At 61.7% G+C, this 16,248-nt stretch carries 18 protein-coding genes; 13 read left to right on the top strand and 5 right to left on the bottom strand.

The genetic code is table 11. From position 1 onward, the window contains the following. Window positions 1–16 precede the first annotated feature (16 nt). From EDE09_RS06300 to EDE09_RS06250, 11 genes are all read left to right on the top strand, one after another. Complete coding sequence (locus tag EDE09_RS06300; RefSeq protein WP_105371508.1) at window positions 17–1,084, top strand: ABC transporter permease; 1,068 nt, start codon at window positions 17–19, stop codon at window positions 1,082–1,084. After that, complete coding sequence (locus EDE09_RS06295) at window positions 1,081–2,013, top strand: ABC transporter permease (protein ID WP_105371509.1); 933 nt, start codon at window positions 1,081–1,083, stop codon at window positions 2,011–2,013. Before EDE09_RS06300 ends, EDE09_RS06295 begins: the two co-directional genes overlap by 4 nt. Then, entirely contained in the window at window positions 2,010–2,855 is an 846-nt protein-coding gene (locus tag EDE09_RS06290) for an ABC transporter ATP-binding protein (protein WP_112799212.1), read from the top strand. Before EDE09_RS06295 ends, EDE09_RS06290 begins: the two co-directional genes overlap by 4 nt. Continuing rightward, on the top strand, window positions 2,852–3,601 hold the full coding sequence (locus tag EDE09_RS06285; RefSeq protein ID WP_105371511.1) for an ABC transporter ATP-binding protein: 750 nt from the start codon (window positions 2,852–2,854) through the stop codon (window positions 3,599–3,601). The genes EDE09_RS06290 and EDE09_RS06285 overlap by 4 nt, the downstream gene beginning before the upstream one ends. A 29-nt stretch (window positions 3,602–3,630) precedes the next feature. After that, window positions 3,631–4,560: a LysR family transcriptional regulator gene (locus tag EDE09_RS06280; RefSeq protein ID WP_132409407.1), complete on the top strand. Its 930-nt coding sequence runs from the start codon at window positions 3,631–3,633 to the stop codon at window positions 4,558–4,560. 141 nt (window positions 4,561–4,701) lie between these two features. Continuing rightward, window positions 4,702–6,231 carry an ABC transporter substrate-binding protein gene (locus EDE09_RS06275; protein WP_132409405.1) on the top strand — a complete coding sequence of 510 codons (1,530 nt, stop codon included), beginning with the start codon at window positions 4,702–4,704 and terminating at the stop codon, window positions 6,229–6,231. Between the two features lie 270 nt (window positions 6,232–6,501). Next, window positions 6,502–7,452, top strand: a complete 951-nt coding sequence (locus EDE09_RS06270; RefSeq protein ID WP_132409403.1) for an ABC transporter permease — start codon at window positions 6,502–6,504, stop codon at window positions 7,450–7,452. Beyond that, the gene (locus tag EDE09_RS06265) at window positions 7,449–8,267 is read left to right on the top strand and encodes an ABC transporter permease (RefSeq protein ID WP_132409401.1); all 819 of its coding nucleotides are present in this window, start codon (window positions 7,449–7,451) and stop codon (window positions 8,265–8,267) included. Before EDE09_RS06270 ends, EDE09_RS06265 begins: the two co-directional genes overlap by 4 nt. Window positions 8,268–8,289: 22 nt before the next feature. Then, complete coding sequence (locus tag EDE09_RS06260) at window positions 8,290–9,687, top strand: amidase (protein ID WP_132409399.1); 1,398 nt, start codon at window positions 8,290–8,292, stop codon at window positions 9,685–9,687. 279 nt (window positions 9,688–9,966) lie between these two features. Then, window positions 9,967–10,314 carry a DUF883 family protein gene (locus EDE09_RS06255; RefSeq protein WP_105371517.1) on the top strand — a complete coding sequence of 116 codons (348 nt, stop codon included), beginning with the start codon at window positions 9,967–9,969 and terminating at the stop codon, window positions 10,312–10,314. Next, complete coding sequence (locus EDE09_RS06250) at window positions 10,314–10,769, top strand: hypothetical protein (protein WP_105371518.1); 456 nt, start codon at window positions 10,314–10,316, stop codon at window positions 10,767–10,769. Before EDE09_RS06255 ends, EDE09_RS06250 begins: the two co-directional genes overlap by 1 nt. Window positions 10,770–10,827: 58 nt before the next feature. On the opposite strand, the gene EDE09_RS06245 is transcribed toward EDE09_RS06250, so the two are convergent. Both EDE09_RS06245 and EDE09_RS06240 read right to left on the bottom strand, forming a co-directional pair. Then, window positions 10,828–11,394, bottom strand: coding sequence for an RNA polymerase sigma factor (locus EDE09_RS06245; protein ID WP_105371519.1), 567 nt, complete (start codon window positions 11,392–11,394; stop codon window positions 10,828–10,830). Next, complete coding sequence (locus EDE09_RS06240; RefSeq protein ID WP_105371591.1) at window positions 11,391–11,573, bottom strand: NepR family anti-sigma factor; 183 nt, start codon at window positions 11,571–11,573, stop codon at window positions 11,391–11,393. The genes EDE09_RS06245 and EDE09_RS06240 overlap by 4 nt, the downstream gene beginning before the upstream one ends. Before the next feature lie 169 nt (window positions 11,574–11,742). Here EDE09_RS06240 and EDE09_RS06235 point away from each other — a divergent pair, with 169 nt between their 5' ends. Together EDE09_RS06235 and EDE09_RS06230 are read left to right on the top strand one after the other, a co-directional pair. After that, window positions 11,743–12,537, top strand: a complete 795-nt coding sequence (locus EDE09_RS06235; RefSeq protein ID WP_105371520.1) for a response regulator — start codon at window positions 11,743–11,745, stop codon at window positions 12,535–12,537. Between the two features lie 193 nt (window positions 12,538–12,730). Further along, entirely contained in the window at window positions 12,731–13,735 is a 1,005-nt protein-coding gene (locus tag EDE09_RS06230) for a sensor histidine kinase (RefSeq protein ID WP_245422809.1), read from the top strand. 242 nt (window positions 13,736–13,977) lie between these two features. Here EDE09_RS06230 and EDE09_RS06225 read toward each other — a convergent pair whose 3' ends face one another. The 3 genes from EDE09_RS06225 to EDE09_RS06215 all read right to left on the bottom strand — a co-directional run bounded on the left by EDE09_RS06225 (window position 13,978) and on the right by EDE09_RS06215 (window position 16,236). Continuing rightward, entirely contained in the window at window positions 13,978–14,175 is a 198-nt protein-coding gene (locus EDE09_RS06225; protein ID WP_105371521.1) for a CsbD family protein, read from the bottom strand. A gap of 131 nt (window positions 14,176–14,306) precedes the next feature. Next, window positions 14,307–15,233, bottom strand: coding sequence for an ABC transporter permease (locus EDE09_RS06220; protein WP_105371522.1), 927 nt, complete (start codon window positions 15,231–15,233; stop codon window positions 14,307–14,309). Further along, window positions 15,226–16,236: an ABC transporter permease gene (locus EDE09_RS06215; RefSeq protein ID WP_132409397.1), complete on the bottom strand. Its 1,011-nt coding sequence runs from the start codon at window positions 16,234–16,236 to the stop codon at window positions 15,226–15,228. Before EDE09_RS06215 ends, EDE09_RS06220 begins: the two co-directional genes overlap by 8 nt. Between the last annotated feature and the right edge of the window lie 12 nt (window positions 16,237–16,248).

The following is a 16,248-nucleotide window of genomic DNA, read 5'->3' as shown; positions in this document are numbered from 1 at the left end:
CGGAAGGGCCGGTTCCTTGACCCTCACCGATTCGACAATCGCGACACGGCGCAACAGGCGCCGTGCCTCGTCGTTGCTGACCGCCGTGCTGCGTTTCGTGGTCACCGCGGTCACCACCTTTTTTGGTCTCCTGGCCGTCACCTTCTTCATCGGCCGCGTCGTGCCGATCGATCCGGCGCTCGCCATTGTGGGCGATCGCGCGCCTGCCCATGTGGTCGAGCGCGTGCGGGAGGAGCTGGGGCTCAACCTGCCGCTCTACCAGCAGTTCTACCTCTATGTGAAACAGGCCCTTTCGGGCGATTTCGGCACGTCCGTGCTGACCACCAATCCGGTGATGACGGATATCGCGAGGGTTTTCCCGGCGACGATCGAACTTGCAACGATCGGTACGCTAATCGGAGCCTTGCTTGGCGTTCCTCTCGGAGTGCTGGCCGCCGTCAAGCGCGGCAGCATCGCCGACCAGGTGGTGCGGGTGATCGGACTGATCGGCTACTCGGTGCCGATCTTCTGGCTCGGGCTCCTGTCGCTGGTGCTGTTCTATGCGCGACTGAACTGGGTTGCCTATCCGGGCCGCATCGACATCGTCTACGAATATACCTTCACGCCGATCACCGGCTTCTACCTTCTGGATGCAGCCTGGCAGGGACAATGGGATGTGTTCTGGGACGTGTTCCGGCATGTCATCCTGCCGGCATCGCTGCTCGGTTATTTCTCGCTCGCCTATATCAGCCGCATGACCCGCTCCTTCATGCTGAACGAGCTTTCGCAGGAGTATGTCGTGGCCGCGCGGGCGAAGGGGCTTTCCGAGGCCCGCATCATCTGGTTTCACGCGCTGAGAAACGCAGCGGTGCCGCTGGTGACCGTGATCGCCCTTTCCTACGCCAACCTGCTGGAGGGTTCGGTGTTGACTGAAACCATCTTCTCGTGGCCGGGGCTCGGCCTTTACATCACCAATTCGCTGCAGAATGCGGACATGAACGCGGTGCTCGGCGGCACCCTGATCATCGGGTCGGTCTTCGTCGGCATCAACATCTTCTCCGATCTCCTCTACCGCACGCTTGACCCGAGGACTCGCAACCGATGAGCATCGTGGAACCCGAAACGAGACCCTATAGCCGCGAATGGCTGCTCTCCGACCGCCCGACCTCGCGCAAGCAGGCGCGGCTCGGACGTGCCTATATCGTCTGGCGGCGGTTTGCGGAAAACCGGCTGGCATTGGTGGGGCTCGGCATCCTCATCCTTCTGCTTGTGGTCGCGGCCTTGGCTGACGTGCTGGCGCCTTACAATCCGGTGCAGGGGGACCTGCGCAATGCACGCCTGCTGCCGCCTGGAACAGCAGGCTATCTGCTCGGAACCGACGACCAGGGGCGCGACATCCTCTCGCGTCTCATCCACGGCTCCCGGTTGACTCTGCTCGTGGTCGTGCTGGTGGCGGTCATCGCGGCTCCGATCGGGCTGATCGTCGGTACGGTTGCCGGTTATGCCGGCGGCTGGATCGATGCGGTGCTAATGCGCATCACCGATATCTTCCTTGCGTTCCCGAAACTCGTGCTGGCGCTTGCGCTGGTGGCGGCCCTCGGCCCCGGCATCGAGAATGCCATCCTCGCCATCGCCGTCACGTCCTGGCCGCCCTATGCCCGCATTGCCCGTGCCGAAACGCTGACCTTCCGCCATTCCGAGTTCATCGCCGCGGTGAAGCTGATGGGCGCGTCGCCCTTCCGCATCGTCCTGCGTCACGTCATGCCGCTCTGCCTCTCCTCGCTGATCGTCCGCGTCACGCTCGACATGGCGGGCATCATCCTGATCGCCGCCGGCCTCGGCTTCCTCGGGCTCGGCGCCCAGCCGCCGCTTCCCGAATGGGGGGCGATGATCGCATCCGGCCGCCGATTTATTCTCGACCAGTGGTGGGTCGCCGCCATGCCGGGCTTTGCGATCCTGATCGTCAGCCTCGGATTCAACCTTCTGGGCGACGGCTTGCGCGACGCGCTGGATCCGAAGGAGGCCGGCCAATGACCGGATCACCAAGCCCGCTCCTGACGGTCGAGGATCTTCGCGTCACGTTCCCGACGCGTACCGGTGAAGTCAACGCGGTGCGCGGCGTCTCCTTCACGCTCGGCAAGGAACGGCTCGGCATCGTCGGCGAATCCGGTTCCGGGAAGTCGCAGACAGGCCGCGCCATCATGGGGCTGACGCCGGGCCACGCGAAGATCACCGCAAGGAAGCTCGCCTTTGGGGATCGGGATCTTCTGGCCATGCCGAAGACCGAGCGCCGGGCGCTCAGGGGCAAGCGGATCGCGATGATCCTGCAGGACCCGAAATATTCGCTCAACCCGGTTTCGACGATTGGCCGGCAGATCGTCGAAACTCTCAAGACCCATGAGAAGGTAAGCTCGGCGGAAGCGAAGAGCCGGGCGCTCGCCATGCTGGAGGCGGTGCAGATCCGCGATCCGGAACGGGTGTTCGGCCTTTATCCGCACGAGGTTTCCGGCGGCATGGGACAGCGGGCGATGATCGCCATGATGCTGATCTGCGGCCCCGAGCTGCTGATTGCCGACGAGCCGACCTCGGCACTGGACGTCACCGTGCAGCTCGAAGTCCTGTCGATCCTCGACAAGCTGGTGGCCGAGCGCGGAATGGGGCTGATCTTCATCTCCCACGATCTGAGGCTCGTTTCCTCCTTCTGCGACCGCGTCATCGTCATGTATGCCGGCAAGATCGTGGAGGAGCTGCCGTCCGCCAACCTTGCCGATGCGCAACATCCCTATACACGCGGGCTTTTGAACTGCCTGCCGACCATCGGCTCCGACCGGCACCCCTTGCCGGTGCTTGATCGCAAGCGGGAGTGGGCGCTATGACCTCTGCGATTTCCATCCGCGACATGCTCGTCAGCTATGACGGCTTTCCGGCGCTCGACCATGTCAGCCTGGATGTCGGCGTGGGCGAGTCCTTCGGGATCGTCGGCGAGTCCGGTTCCGGCAAATCGACGCTGCTGCGGGCCGTTTCGGGTCTGACAGCGTTTTCCCAAGGTACGCTCACGGTCAACGGCCGCTCCTATTCCGGGCGGCGGCGCGACAAGGACTTCTACCAGACCGTCCAGATGGTCTTTCAGGATCCCTATGGCTCCCTGCATCCGCGCCAGACGGTGGACCGCCTGCTGCTGGAACCCCTCGTCATCCACGGTTTCGACAATATCGAGGCGAGGATCACCCGGGCGCTCGACGAGGTGGGATTGGGATCGGGTTTCCGTTTCCGCTATTCGCACCAGCTTTCCGGCGGCCAGCGGCAGCGCATCGCGATCGCCCGGGCTCTCATCCTGGAGCCGAAGATCCTGCTCCTCGACGAGCCGACCTCGGCGCTCGACGCCTCGATCCAGGCGGAAATTCTGAACCTTCTCGAGCAGGCGCGGCGCGACCGGAACCTCACCTTCGTCATGGTCAGCCACGATCTCGGCGTCATCAGCCACATGTGCGAAAGGCTGGCGGTGATGAAGACCGGCAAGGTGGTGGAAACCATGCCGGTCGAAGCGCTGGAAAAGCGCGAGTTTTCCGCCGATTATACCCGCCAGCTGCTTGTTGCCAGCGAAGGTTTCCGCCGCGGCTGACAGGGCAGGTTTGACAGGACAAGGGTCGCATGCAGCTTCGCGCGCTTATGTATTTCGATGAACTGGTGCGGACGAACTCCATGCGGGCGGCGGCAGAGAACCTCAATGTCGCTGCCACCGCCGTGTCGCGGCAGATCGAGAACCTCGAGCATTATTTCGGGACGCCGCTCGTCGAGCGCAGCAATCGCGGCATCAAGCTGACCGCCGCCGGCGAGCTGCTGGCGGCAAGGGCAGGGCGGACGCTGCGGGAGCTGGAGCATGTGCATCAGCTCATCGACGACCTGCAGGGGCTTCAACGCGGGCGGGTGGTGATCTATGCCAATGGAGCGACGGTCGCCAATCTCCTTGCGCCGGTTCTGGCGGAGTTCAGCCTAAAATATCCGAAGCTGAGGTTCGAGGTGACGATCACCAGCGCCCGCGAGGCGGTGGAGGCGCTGGCTGCCGCCGAAGCCGATCTCGTCGTGACGCTTTTTGCGCCGAAGATATCCGGCGTGAAGGTGCGGCTGCGCTCCGAAATCACCTATGACGTCATCATGGCGGCCGATCACCCGGCGGCCGGAGCCAGGGAAATGACGTTGCGCGATCTCGCCCAGATGCCGCTTGCGCTGCCGGACAAGAGTTTTGGCGCGAGACAGGCTTTCGAGGAGATCTTTTCCAGAGACGGACTGGAACTTGACCCGGTCTTCGTCACCGGGGCGTTGGAAATGCTCAAGGAACTGGTGCTGCGCCGCGCCGCGATAACGCTGTTGCCAGCGCTTGCCGTGCAGCGCGAGATCGATACGGGCCAGCTCGTCGCCGTACCGATTGCGGCCGGCAAGGGTGTGCGTACTCCGATCGATCTCTGCGTCGCGCCGGACCGGCAGCTTTCCTTCGCGGCCGGCAAGCTCGTCGATTTCATCGAAGGGTTCATGCGGGGCGCCGGCAACCGCAAGCCGGCGGCCCGCAAAGCGGCGAGCTAAACGTGTTTGTGTATCGATTTCGGCTACACAGAGAACACAAAAATCTGCATTGTGTGTGCACCTGCGAAATGACACACTCCGGTTAAAGAGCGATCCTGCAGGTGCCGATCAGGCCGGATCGTGAACCAAAAGGGGACATTGATGGGCAGGATGACGTTCTTGAACTCGGCTACGATTCTGAAAGGCGCGACATTCGCGCTGGCTGTGGCCGCGGGTACTTTCCTCGCGGAAAGGGGTGCTGAAGCGGCGCCCAAGACTGCAATCACGGTCGGCATGACGATCGAGCCGGCGGGTCTCGACCCGACCATCGCCGCACCGGTCGCCATCGGCCAGGTGACCTGGCAGAACATCTTCGAAGGCCTGACGACCATCAATAGGGCCGGCAAGGTGCAGCCGCAGCTTGCCGAAAGCTGGCAGATCTCGCCGGACGGCCTCACCTACACGTTCAAGCTGCGTCAGGGGGTCAAATTCCACAACGGCGCCGCTTTCGATTCCTCCGTCGCGAAATTTTCGATCGACCGGGCTCGCGGCGCAGATTCCGTCAATCCGCAGAAGCGCTATTTCGCCTCGATCGACACGATCGAGACGCCGGATGCATCGACACTGGTCCTCAAGCTCAAGCAGCCGGCTGGCAGCCTGCTCTACTGGCTGGGCTGGCCGTCCTCCAGCATTGTGGAACCGAGATCAGCGGCTGAGAACAAGACGACTCCGATCGGTACAGGCCCATTCAAGTTCGTAAGCTGGGCAAAGGGATCGAAGGTCGATCTCGCCAGAAATTCCGACTACTGGAACAAGGCCGTGTCGCTGAAGCTCGACACGGCCGCATTCCGCTTTATCAGCGATCCGCAGGCCCAGGCGGCTGCGCTCAAGGCCGGCGATGTGGATGCGTTTCCGGAATTCGCTGCACCGGAACTCATCAAGTCCTTCGAAGGCGACAAGACGCTTGCGACCGTGATCGGCAATACCGAGCTCAAGGTGGTTGCCGGGATGAACAACACGCGCAAACCGTTCAGCGACAAGAAGGTCCGGCAGGCGCTGATGATGGCGGTTGATCGCGCGACCGTGGTGGAAGGAGCATGGTCCGGCTTCGGGACCCCGATCGGCAGCCACTACACGCCGAACGACCGCGGCTACAAGGATCTGACCGGCGTCTATGCCTATGACGCGGAAAAGGCGAAGGCGCTGCTTGCGGAGGCCGGTTATCCTGATGGATTTACCTTCACCATCAAGGCGCCGCAGATGGCCTATGCGCAGCGGACCTCGCAGATACTGCAGGCGATGTTTGCCGAAATCGGCGTGACGATGAATATCGAAACGACCGAATTCCCCGCCAAGTGGGTGGCGGACGTGCTGAAGGCCGCGGATTACGACATGACGATCGTCGCTCATGCCGAACCGATGGACATCGATATCTATGCCCGCGATCCCTACTACTTCAACTACAAGAACCCGATCTTCAACGAGGTTCTGAAAAAGGTGGAGGGGACCTCGGACCCTGCCGAGCAGGAAAAGCTCTACGGCGAGGCGCAGACCATTCTCGCCAGTGACGTGCCGGCGCTCTACCTCTTCGTGATGCCGAAACTCGGCGTCTGGAACGCCAAGGTGAAGGGGCTCTGGGAAAACGAGCCGATCCCGTCGAACGTCCTCACGGATGTTCATTGGGAAGAGTGAAGCCTGAGCGATGAGTTGGAGTGGGGTGCGTGCGGCATATCGATCTCTTCCCTTGAGGGGGAGATGCCCGGCAGGGCAGAGGGGGGTAACCTCTCAGCATATTCTTGAGCCATCGTGTTTGCCGCGCCGTTGCTACCCCCCTCTGTCACCTTCAGTGACATCTCCCCCTCAAGGGGGGAGATCGGTGGGAGCTTGCCGTACCGCTTCCCGTACCCTCGTCGCTATGACAAACACAGGAATGAGGATCGTTCAAAATCGGGAGGTCTCCCCATGATCTCCATCCTTATCCGCCGCTTTCTCAGCCTCGTCGTGACGCTTCTCGTCGTTTCCCTGATCATCTTCACGGTCATGGACCTTTTGCCCGGCGATCCGGCGGCGATCATGCTCGGCACGTCGGCCAGTCCGGAAACGCTTGCCGCGCTCCAGAAACAGCTCGGCCTCGACCAGCCGCTGCCGGTGCGATACCTCGCCTGGCTTAGCGGCGTCCTGCAAGGCGACCTCGGCCAGTCCTATACCTACGGGGTGCCTGTCGCCGGTCTGATTGCCGAACGGCTTGGCGTCACCCTCCCGCTGGCGCTGATCGCGATCGTCATCTCCGTTCTCGTGGCCGTTCCGCTCGGCGTGCAGGCGGCACGCAGGCATAACGGCGCCTTCGATTTTGCCGCCGGGCTGTTCTCCTATATCAGCATTGCGGTGCCGGCCTTCTGGGTCGGGCTGATCCTCATCATTCTCTTTTCCACCATGCTTGGCTGGATGCCGGCGGGCGGCTTCCCCGGCTGGGAGGCCGGATTGTCCGCCGGCCTCAAGGCTCTCATCCTGCCGGCGGTGGCACTCGCCTTGCCGCAGGCGGGTGTGCTGACGCGGGTGGCACGGGCGGCGGTGCTTGAAGTGATGAACGAGGATTTCGTCCGCACTGCGCGCGCCAAGGGCCTGAGCGACGGCACCGCCATCTGGCGGCATGCGGTGCCGAACGCGCTGGTGCCTGTCGTCACCATGCTCGGCCTGCAATTCACCTTCCTGATTGCCGGCGCCGTGCTGGTGGAAAACGTCTTCAATCTGCCGGGGCTCGGACGGCTTGCCTATCAGGCGCTTTCCCAGCGGGATATCGTGGTGATGCAGGATGTCGTGCTGTTTTTCTCAGGTCTGGTGATCCTCATGAATTTCGTGGTCGATCTCGCCTACCTGGCGATCGACCCGCGCCTGAGGGCGGGTGCGCGATGAGGAAAACGCTTAGCCGTCCCGTCCTGCTGATCGGGCTTTTCATCTCGTTGGGGCTGTTTTCCGTGGCACTCCTCTCGCTCGTCTGGACGCCGTTGCCGCCGACCAAGATGAACATCGTCCACAAGCTCAAGGCGCCGCTCGAATTCGGCTTGCTCGGTACCGACCAGTTCGGCCGCGACGTGGCCTCCGCGCTGATGGTCGGCGCCTGGAATTCGCTGTCCACCTCCATTCTTGCCGTGGCGCTCGGCGCCAGCATCGGCACCATGGTCGGCGTCGTCGTGGCCATGCGGCGCAGCTGGCTCGAACTCATCGTCATGCGCGGCTGCGACATCATCTTTGCCGTGCCGCCGATCCTGTCAGCCATGATGCTCGGCGCTTTCATCGGCTCCGGCCGGTTCACCGCGATCGTCGCGATCGGCGTCTTCATGGTGCCGGTCTTTGCCCGTTTGACGCTGAGTGCGGCGCTGCAGATCTGGACAAGGGACTATGTGGCCGCGGCGGTGGGAATGGGACGATCGAAAGCCAAGATCACACTCGTCCACGTGCTGCCGAACATCTCCAACCAGATCATCGTGCAGGTGACGATCCAGCTCGGGCTTGCGATCCTGACGGAGGCGGGGCTTTCGTTTCTCGGTCTCGGCATGCCGCCGCCGGCGCCGACCTGGGGCCGGATGCTTGCCGACTCCCAGACCTTTCTCGGCCAGGCACCATGGCTGGCCCTGATGCCGGGCCTTGCCATCGCGCTCGCCGTCCTCGGCCTCAACATGCTGGGCGACGGGCTGCGGGACCTTCTCGATCCGCGCGACAATTCCTGATTTCAAGAACGAAGATATTGCGATGAACGACCTCCTGAAACTGACCATCCGCGAGCTGCAGGGCCTCTATGCGGCCAGCAAGCTCTCTCCTTCCGAATATTGGCAGGCGGTCGAAGACCGCATTGCGGCTTTCGAGCCGCATGTGCAGGCGCTTTATCTCTACGATCCGGACAGCGCGCGCGGCCAGGCCGCCGCCTCCACCGAACGATGGATGAAGGGCGAGACGCTCGGTCCCCTCGACGGCGTGCCCGTCACGCTCAAGGAACTAATCGCCACCAAGGGCCAGCCGGTACCGCTCGGTACGGCTGCGGTGGAACTCGTGCCGGCCGCCGAGGACGCGCCGATCGCCGCACGCTGCCGGGAAGACGGCGCGGTGATCTTCGCCAAGACCACGTGTCCGGACTACGGCATGCTCTCCTCCGGCCTTTCGAGCTTCCATCACCTGAGCCGCAACCCCTGGGATCTGACACAAAATCCGGGCGGGTCGAGCGCCGGAGCAGCGGCGGCCGGTGCGGCCGGTTTCGGACCTTTGCATATCGGCACGGATATCGGCGGGTCGGTGCGTCTGCCGGCCGGCTGGACCGGCCTTTTCGGTTTCAAGCCGAGCCAGGGCCGGATCCCGGTCGATCCCTATTACGTCGGCCGCTGCGCCGGTCCGATGACCCGAACGGTCGAGGATGCCGCCATGTCCATGGCGACACTTTCGCGGCCGGACTGGCGTGACGGCACCAGCCTGCCGCCCAACGCCTTCGACTGGCTCGACCTCCACTTGGATGTGAAGGGCATGAGGATCGGGCTGATGCTCGACGCGGGTGTCGGTCTGCCGCTCGACGACGAGGTCCGCGATGCGGTTGTCGCGGCGGCCAAACGTTTCGAGGAGGCGGGCGCCATCGTCGTCCCGGTCGACCCGGTGATGACCCGCGTCATGCTCGATGGGCTCGACAATTTCTGGCGCTCACGCTTCTGGGGCGATATCGAGAAGATGCCGGAGGAGCGCAGAGCCTTGATCCTGCCCTATATCTATCAATGGGCGGAAGGAGGCGCTTCTGTTTCCGGCGTCGAGGCAGTGCGCGGCTTCAATCAGACGATCGAGATGCGCAAGGCCTGCGGCAGGCTGTTTACAACCGTCGATGCGGTCATCTCGCCTACCAATCCGATCGTTTCCTATCCGGCCGAATGGGCGTCACCCACTAACGATCCGGCGCTGCCATTCGAGCATATCGGCTTTACCGTTCCCTGGAACATGTCGGAGCAGCCGGCTTCGTCCATCAACTGCGGCTTCTCGAAATCCGGCATGCCGATCGGCCTGCAGATCGTCGGGCCGCGCTTCGACGACATGCTCGTCCTCAAGCTCTCCCGAGCCTTCGAAGAATGGACTGGCGGCATCGCTCGCTGGCCGGAGCCGCCCGCCACGAACTGATCCTACGATTCATCGGCAGGTCTTCTGCTCCATACCTTGTCTCGGAACAATCACGTTTCTGCCGCGTTCAACGCGGGCAGTCCGAAACGGGACCGCAAAGCCGCGCGCTCGTCACGTATTTGTCGAGGAGGGGTGAAGATGAGAGGTATATTCCTGTGGCCTTGGATGACCGGATTCCGGTGACCGATCTGCTCACCCACTTCTGCGTCATTTGATTTTTCGCAAAGCCGGATCGCGGCCTGAGTGCTTCAAAGAACCGATAAACCGAGGAGATCGAATATGCCCACTGCCAATCCGACCAGCGAATTCGCCCGCAGCGGCAACGGCCAGAACTCTGCCGCTTCGAAGGACATCGAAGCGCAGCTGCAGCAGCTTCGGGAGGACATCGCCTCGCTCGCCCGCTCTGTCGCCACCGTCGGCAACGAGAAGGCAAGCGAAGTGCGCGGCAAGGCGCGCCGCGCTGCCCACGAGGCGGCCGACGCATCCATGCATATGGTGGAGGCCGCCCGCGAACAGGCCGTATCGCTGGAGCGCGACCTCGAGCGTCAGATCCGGACAAACCCCATTCAGGCCGTCGCGATCGCCGCAGGCGTCGGATTCCTGTTCGCACTGATGACGCGCCGCTGATGATGACGGGACTTGGGCCTCTCCTGGCTTCGCTCGCCGCGATCGACATCGCGGCGTTCATGAGCCGGTTCAGGCGAAACGCAATTCTTTATGGTTTCGCACTGCTGTTCCTGCTGACGGCCTATGCGCTGGTGGTCGCGGCGCTCGCCGTCTATCTCGGTGGCCTGTGGGGCATGCCGATGGCCTTGCTGGTCGTCGCAGGCGGCGCGCTCGTCCTGGCTCTCATTATGTATTTCTGGGTCGCGACGGCAAATCGGGCTGAGGCGAGGCGCAAACGCGAAGCAGCGGCAGCCAACAGCAGCAAGGCGCTGATGGCAACCGCGGCACTTTCGGCACTGCCGTTGATCGTAAAGTCGCGGCCGCTCCTGTTTGTTTCGGTTGCGGCCGGCCTTGGTTTCCTGTTGACGAGACAGATGGCGCCGGCCAAGCGTCATGCTGACGAACCGGCCGAATAATAAAAAGCGGCCCCCGGTTTCGGGGGCCGCTTTTCCTTGTTGATCAACCGCTTGATTTTCAGCTGCCGAAGGCGCGGGCGGTGATTGCGGCGTGGTCCGGGTCGGGACCGAAGTCGCCTTCGCCGGAGACGCCGAGCAATTCCTGAAGACGGGTACGGGCCCGGCTGACACGGCTCTTGATCGTGCCGACGGCACAGCCGCAGATCGTGGCGGCCTCTTCATAGGCAAAGCCGGCAGCTCCCACTAGAATGATCGCTTCACGCTGATCGTCGGGCAGCTTGTCGAGAGCCTTGCGGAAATCCTGAAGGTCGAGGCGGCCATACTGCTCCGGATGCACCGAAAAACGCTCGCTGAAGAGGCCGTCGCTGTCCTGGACCTCGCGGCCGCGCTTGCGCATCTGGCTGTAGAATTCGTTGCGAAGGATCGTAAACAGCCAGGCCCTCATGTTGGTCCCGGCAGTGAAGCTGGACTGGTTGGCCCAGGCCTTCATGATCGTGTCCTGCACCAAGTCGTCGGCTTTGTCGTGCCGGCCGGTCAGGGATACCGCAAAAGCGCGCAGATTGGGCAGCGACGCCAGGAGGTCGCGCTTGAAGCCGCGATCGTCGATCTCGTCTTCTTTGCTCATTTTACTTTCACCGGCTTTGCGTTTCTCTCGGCCTGCTCCAGGCGCTCAAGAAGGTCGAGAAAACGGTCCGGAATTCCTTCCTCTTGCACGGCATCGTAGAATTCGCGCAGTTTGCGAGAAATGGAAGCGTTAGGCTGCACCGCTCCAGGTCTGACTTCGTGGGGTTGAATTGTCGTCATATCATCTTTTTTTCTATCTTCTTCTTCACTCATCACGCGGGCAGCCTGTTGCGATATCTCGGGCATGAGAATTCCTGGGAGGAAAATAAGTTCCCCCTTCCGGAACTTTTTTTACTTGCCCACGTTCATAATGGGTCAATTGCCCGTCGGGCATCAGGGGAGATTTTGTATGTCACTTACCACACGCGTTGCGTCTCACCTTCCTTATCTGCGTCGATATGCAAGGGCAGTCACCGGATCTCAGACCTCGGGAGACGCCTATGTCGCTGCGGTCCTGGAAGCGCTGATCGCAGACGTTTCTATATTCCCGGAAACGTCCAAGGACCGTGTCTCGCTTTATAAACTATTCGTCACGATTTTTGGTTCCACCAACATCGAAATCCGGCCGATCGAGTCGCCTTTCGCGTGGGAGCAACGTGCGGCATCCAATCTGTCGACATTGCCCTCGCAGGCCCGGCACGCTTTCCTGCTGATATCGGTCGAAGGTTTCAGTATCGAGGAAACAGCCGAGGTGCTGGATGTCAGCGTCAGCGAAGTCAACCGCCTGCTCGATGAAGCGACCCGCGAGATCTCCCGCCAGGTTGCAACGGAGATCATGATCATCGAAGACGAACCGCTGATTGCGCTTGATATCGAGCAGATGGTGCAGGACCTCGGACACCGTGTCACGGGCATCGCGCGCACCCACAAGGAAGCGATTTCGCTCTTCAATACGTCTCATCCGAAGATGGTGCTTGCCGATATCCAGCTTGCGGACGGCAGCTCCGGTATCGACGCCGTCAATGAAATCCTGAAGTCGTCCAGTGTGCCGGTCATCTTCATTACCGCTTTTCCGGAGCGGCTCCTGACCGGCGAACGCCCGGAGCCTGCCTTCCTCGTCACCAAGCCGTTCAATCCGGACATGGTGAAGGCACTGATCAGCCAGGCGCTCTTCTTCAACGAGGCGGTGAAGGCGGCTGCGTGATCTGCGCGACGCAAGGAGAACAGCGGTCGTCGCCAGCTGGCGCGACCCTGCCTACTCCTTTAGCGGCAGCTGATGTCGTCGCTGCCGGGTTGTTCCAGCACTTGCGACGTCCTATAAATGCCAAACTTGCAAATCCGGGGTCTCTCCAGCGGGCACCCCGGTTTCCCCGGAAGTCCGCAACGGAGTGAGGAAATTGTCGCATCCCCTGACATGGCAGCAGGCTGGTCAGAGCGATGACAAACTGCGTGAATTTTTCATGCCGGCACTCGTGGATCTCGGCGTGAGCGTCATCATCCAGGATTCCCGCCTCAATTATCTCTTCGTCACAAACCTTCCGGAGGTCTGGGCAACCGAGCACGTGACGACGCCGAGCGATATCAGCCTCTTTGGCGAAGACGTAGCCGCCAAGCTTAAGGCTCTCAAGTCGGCCATCACCGAGCCGGGCAAAAACGGCCATATCGAAATCACCGTCGGAACCGAGCAGGTCTACGAATTTCGCGTGCAGGCGGTGGAATTTTCAAAGCGCGGCATCCACCTCGTCACCACCATTATCGACCGGTCGGAGGAGCGCCATCGCGAGCGGCTGCTGCGGGCGCTGTTGAGAGAAGTCAGCCACCGCTCCAAGAACCTGCTTGCGATCATCCAGAGCATTGCGCTGCAGACGGCCCGTTATTCCGGCTCTCTCGAGCTTTTCCTGCACAAGTTCCGGGGGCGGCTCTATTCGCTTTCGCAATCCCAGGACCTGATTACCGATTCCAGCTGGCGCGGCGCTTATTTCTTCGAGCTCGTGCAGCAGCAGACGGAAAAATACCTGCCGGAAAACAAACATCTGGTGCGTGTCGAGGGCGACAACGTGCTGCTGACGCCGAATGCATCGCTGCATCTCGGGCTCGCCTTGCACGAACTGATCGTCAATGCGGTAAGCCACGGGTCGCTTCTGCGCAGCGGCCGCGTCATCAATATCACCTGCGGGCGGATGCAACTCGACGGCCATGACGTGCTGGAGATCGTCTGGGACGAGGTTTTGGAAGCAGCCGTCAACTCGCAGGAGCATGAAGAGGCGTTGAAGGCGCATTTCGGCAGCACAGTGCTGGAGCGCGTCGTCCCGGCTGCCGTCAACGGCAAGGCTCAATATGTCATCGCCTATGACCGCATCAGCTACAGGCTCGTTTTCCCTCTGGAAGGCGCCAACGACTGAGAAGATAGCGGAGATTTCGGCGCCCAGCCTGCCGTCGTGATGGAGGCCACCGGCTACCCATTGTTTGCCCACAAAACTGAGCTGGCCCGGTTCCGATTGACGGAGCCGAGCCAGTTCGTCTCTTCGAGGGGGATTGAAGAGTATGTCCGAAGGCTTTTGTAGGGCGGGGGACGGGGGGTTGCCTTCGAACACTGCTATAACGAGTGGTCCCGGAATAGGTTCCGGGACCCTCGAAAAAAAATTCAGTGCCGGCGGAGCCAGTCGTCGACTTCCCGATCGGCCTCGTCCTGTGCCTTGCCGTAGCGTTCCTGGATCTTGCCGGCGAGCTGCTTGCGGTTGCCCGCGATGACATCCAGATCATCGCCGGTCAACTTGCCCCACTGGCTCTGAACTTTGCCTTTGAACTGTTCCCAATTTCCTTCCACCTGATTCCAGTTCATCGTCTTGCTCCCGTGTTTGTGGGGTGGGTCATTCCACCAAGCAATTGAACGAGATGATCCCTGAGCTGGTTCCGACGGAGGATGAAACAAAAATGGCGGCCGAAGCCGCCATCTGGGTGCATGGGGGCGGATCAGTGTTTCAACGCCCTTGGATCCAGCGCGTCGCGGATTGCGTCGCCCATATAATTGACGCTGAGCACAGTGAGCGAGATCGCCAGGCCCGGCCAGAGCACGCGCGATGGTGTGAGCTGCAGGAAATTTGCGCCGTCGAACAGGAGGCGTCCCCAGGTCGGGAAATCCGAGGGGAAACCAAGGCCCAGGAAGCTAAGAGCCGACTCCGTGATAATCGCCGAAGCGATGCCGAGCGTGGCCGAGACCATGATGGAACTCAGCACGTTGGGCAGGATATGCCTCAGGATGATCCGGTACTCCCGCATACCGCTCGATTTCGCCGCCAGGATGAATTCCTGGCTTTTTACCGCCAGCACGTCGCCGCGGACGATACGGGCGGTATGCATCCAGCTGGTGATGCCGATCACGAAGACGATCAGGATGAAGATGCCGGTTTCCGGTCCGAAGGCGGCGCGGAGCGTGTCGCGGAACAGCATGATGATGACGAGCAGCAAAGGCAGGAGCGGCAGCGCCAGGAACAGGTCGGTGATCCGCATCAACGGGCCGTCGAGCCTTCGGATATAGCCGGAGACGACACCGACCAGCGTTCCGAGGAAGAGCGCCAGCAGCATGGCGGTGATGCCGACGGCAAGCGAGATGCGTCCGCCGGCGAGCACCTGGGCAAGCATGTCCTTGCCCAGATTGTCGGTGCCGAACGGGTGAGCGAGCGACGGCCACTGGTTCTTGTCGCGGATGTTGATGGCATTCGGGGCCACCCGGTGGATATACGGGCCGACGAAGACCGCCGTCACGATGAACGTGAAGACGATAAGCCCGACGACGCCGCCTCTGTGAGCGCGAAACTGTCGCCATATATCGACGAGGGCGGAACGAGCGGGCGAGGCGGCCTTGGCGGGCGGTGCGGTTACGATGGTCGCATCAGTCATAACGGATCCTCGGATCAAGAATGCCGTAGAGTACGTCGGCGATGAGGTTGAAGAGCACGATCAGCACCGCGAAGATGAAGGTGAGCGTCTGCACGAGCGGGATATCCGCCCCCTGCACGGCAGTGATCAGCAATTGGCCGAGGCCATTTACGCGAAAGATCTGCTCCGTGATGATGGCGCCCGAGAAGATCGTCGGGACGCCGAGCGCAATGACCGTCACCACAGGGATCAGGCTGTTGCGCAGCACATGGATGAGCAGGACGGACTTTTCCTTGACGCCCTTGGCGCGGGCGGTCCGCACATAGTCCTGATGCAGGTTGTCCAGCATCGAGGCCCGCACGAAACGGGTGATCTGGGACGCGTTGAAGAGAGCCAGGACCGTGACGGGCAGTATCATCTGCTTCATTTGCGCAACGAAACTTCCAAAGTCCGTGACCCTCAGATTGGTGTCGTAGACCGAGGGAAACCATTGCAGATAGGAGGAGAAGATGACGATCAGGAGGACGCCGGTGAAGAAGGTCGGAACGGAATAGCCGACCATGGCCAGGAAGGTGCCGATCTGGTCGAAGATCGAATATTGCTTGTAGGCGGAAATGACGCCGATCGGGATGGCGATCAGGACGCCGAAGAGATAGGCGAGACCGACCACCCAGAGGGTCTGCGGCAGGCGCTGGACGATCAGATCGACCACCGGGCTTCGGGTCGCCCAGGAGAGCACCCGCATGCGCTCGCCGTCGCCGACCTGCCAGCCGGTGAGGCTTTCGAAAATGTTGAGCGGTTCATTGATGAAGAATTGCTGCAGCCATTTCAGATAGCGGATGAGGAAAGGCTGATCGAGGCCGAGAGAAGCGCGGATCTGTTCGCGGACTTCCGGGGGGATCGTCAACGGCAGATCGCCGGTCGGATCGCTGGGCGCAAGATCCAGCAGCGCAAAGATGACGAAGCTGATAACCAGCAGCGTCGGGATTGCAAAAAGCAATCGCCGCAAGGTGTATGTGAACATCGAGAACTCTCC

Source organism: Neorhizobium sp. S3-V5DH (genome assembly GCF_004343065.1).
Taxonomy (GTDB): domain Bacteria; phylum Pseudomonadota; class Alphaproteobacteria; order Rhizobiales; family Rhizobiaceae; genus Neorhizobium; species Neorhizobium huautlense.
The sequence above is the reverse complement of the archived record's forward strand: the minus strand, read 5'-3'. Positions and strand labels throughout refer to the sequence as shown.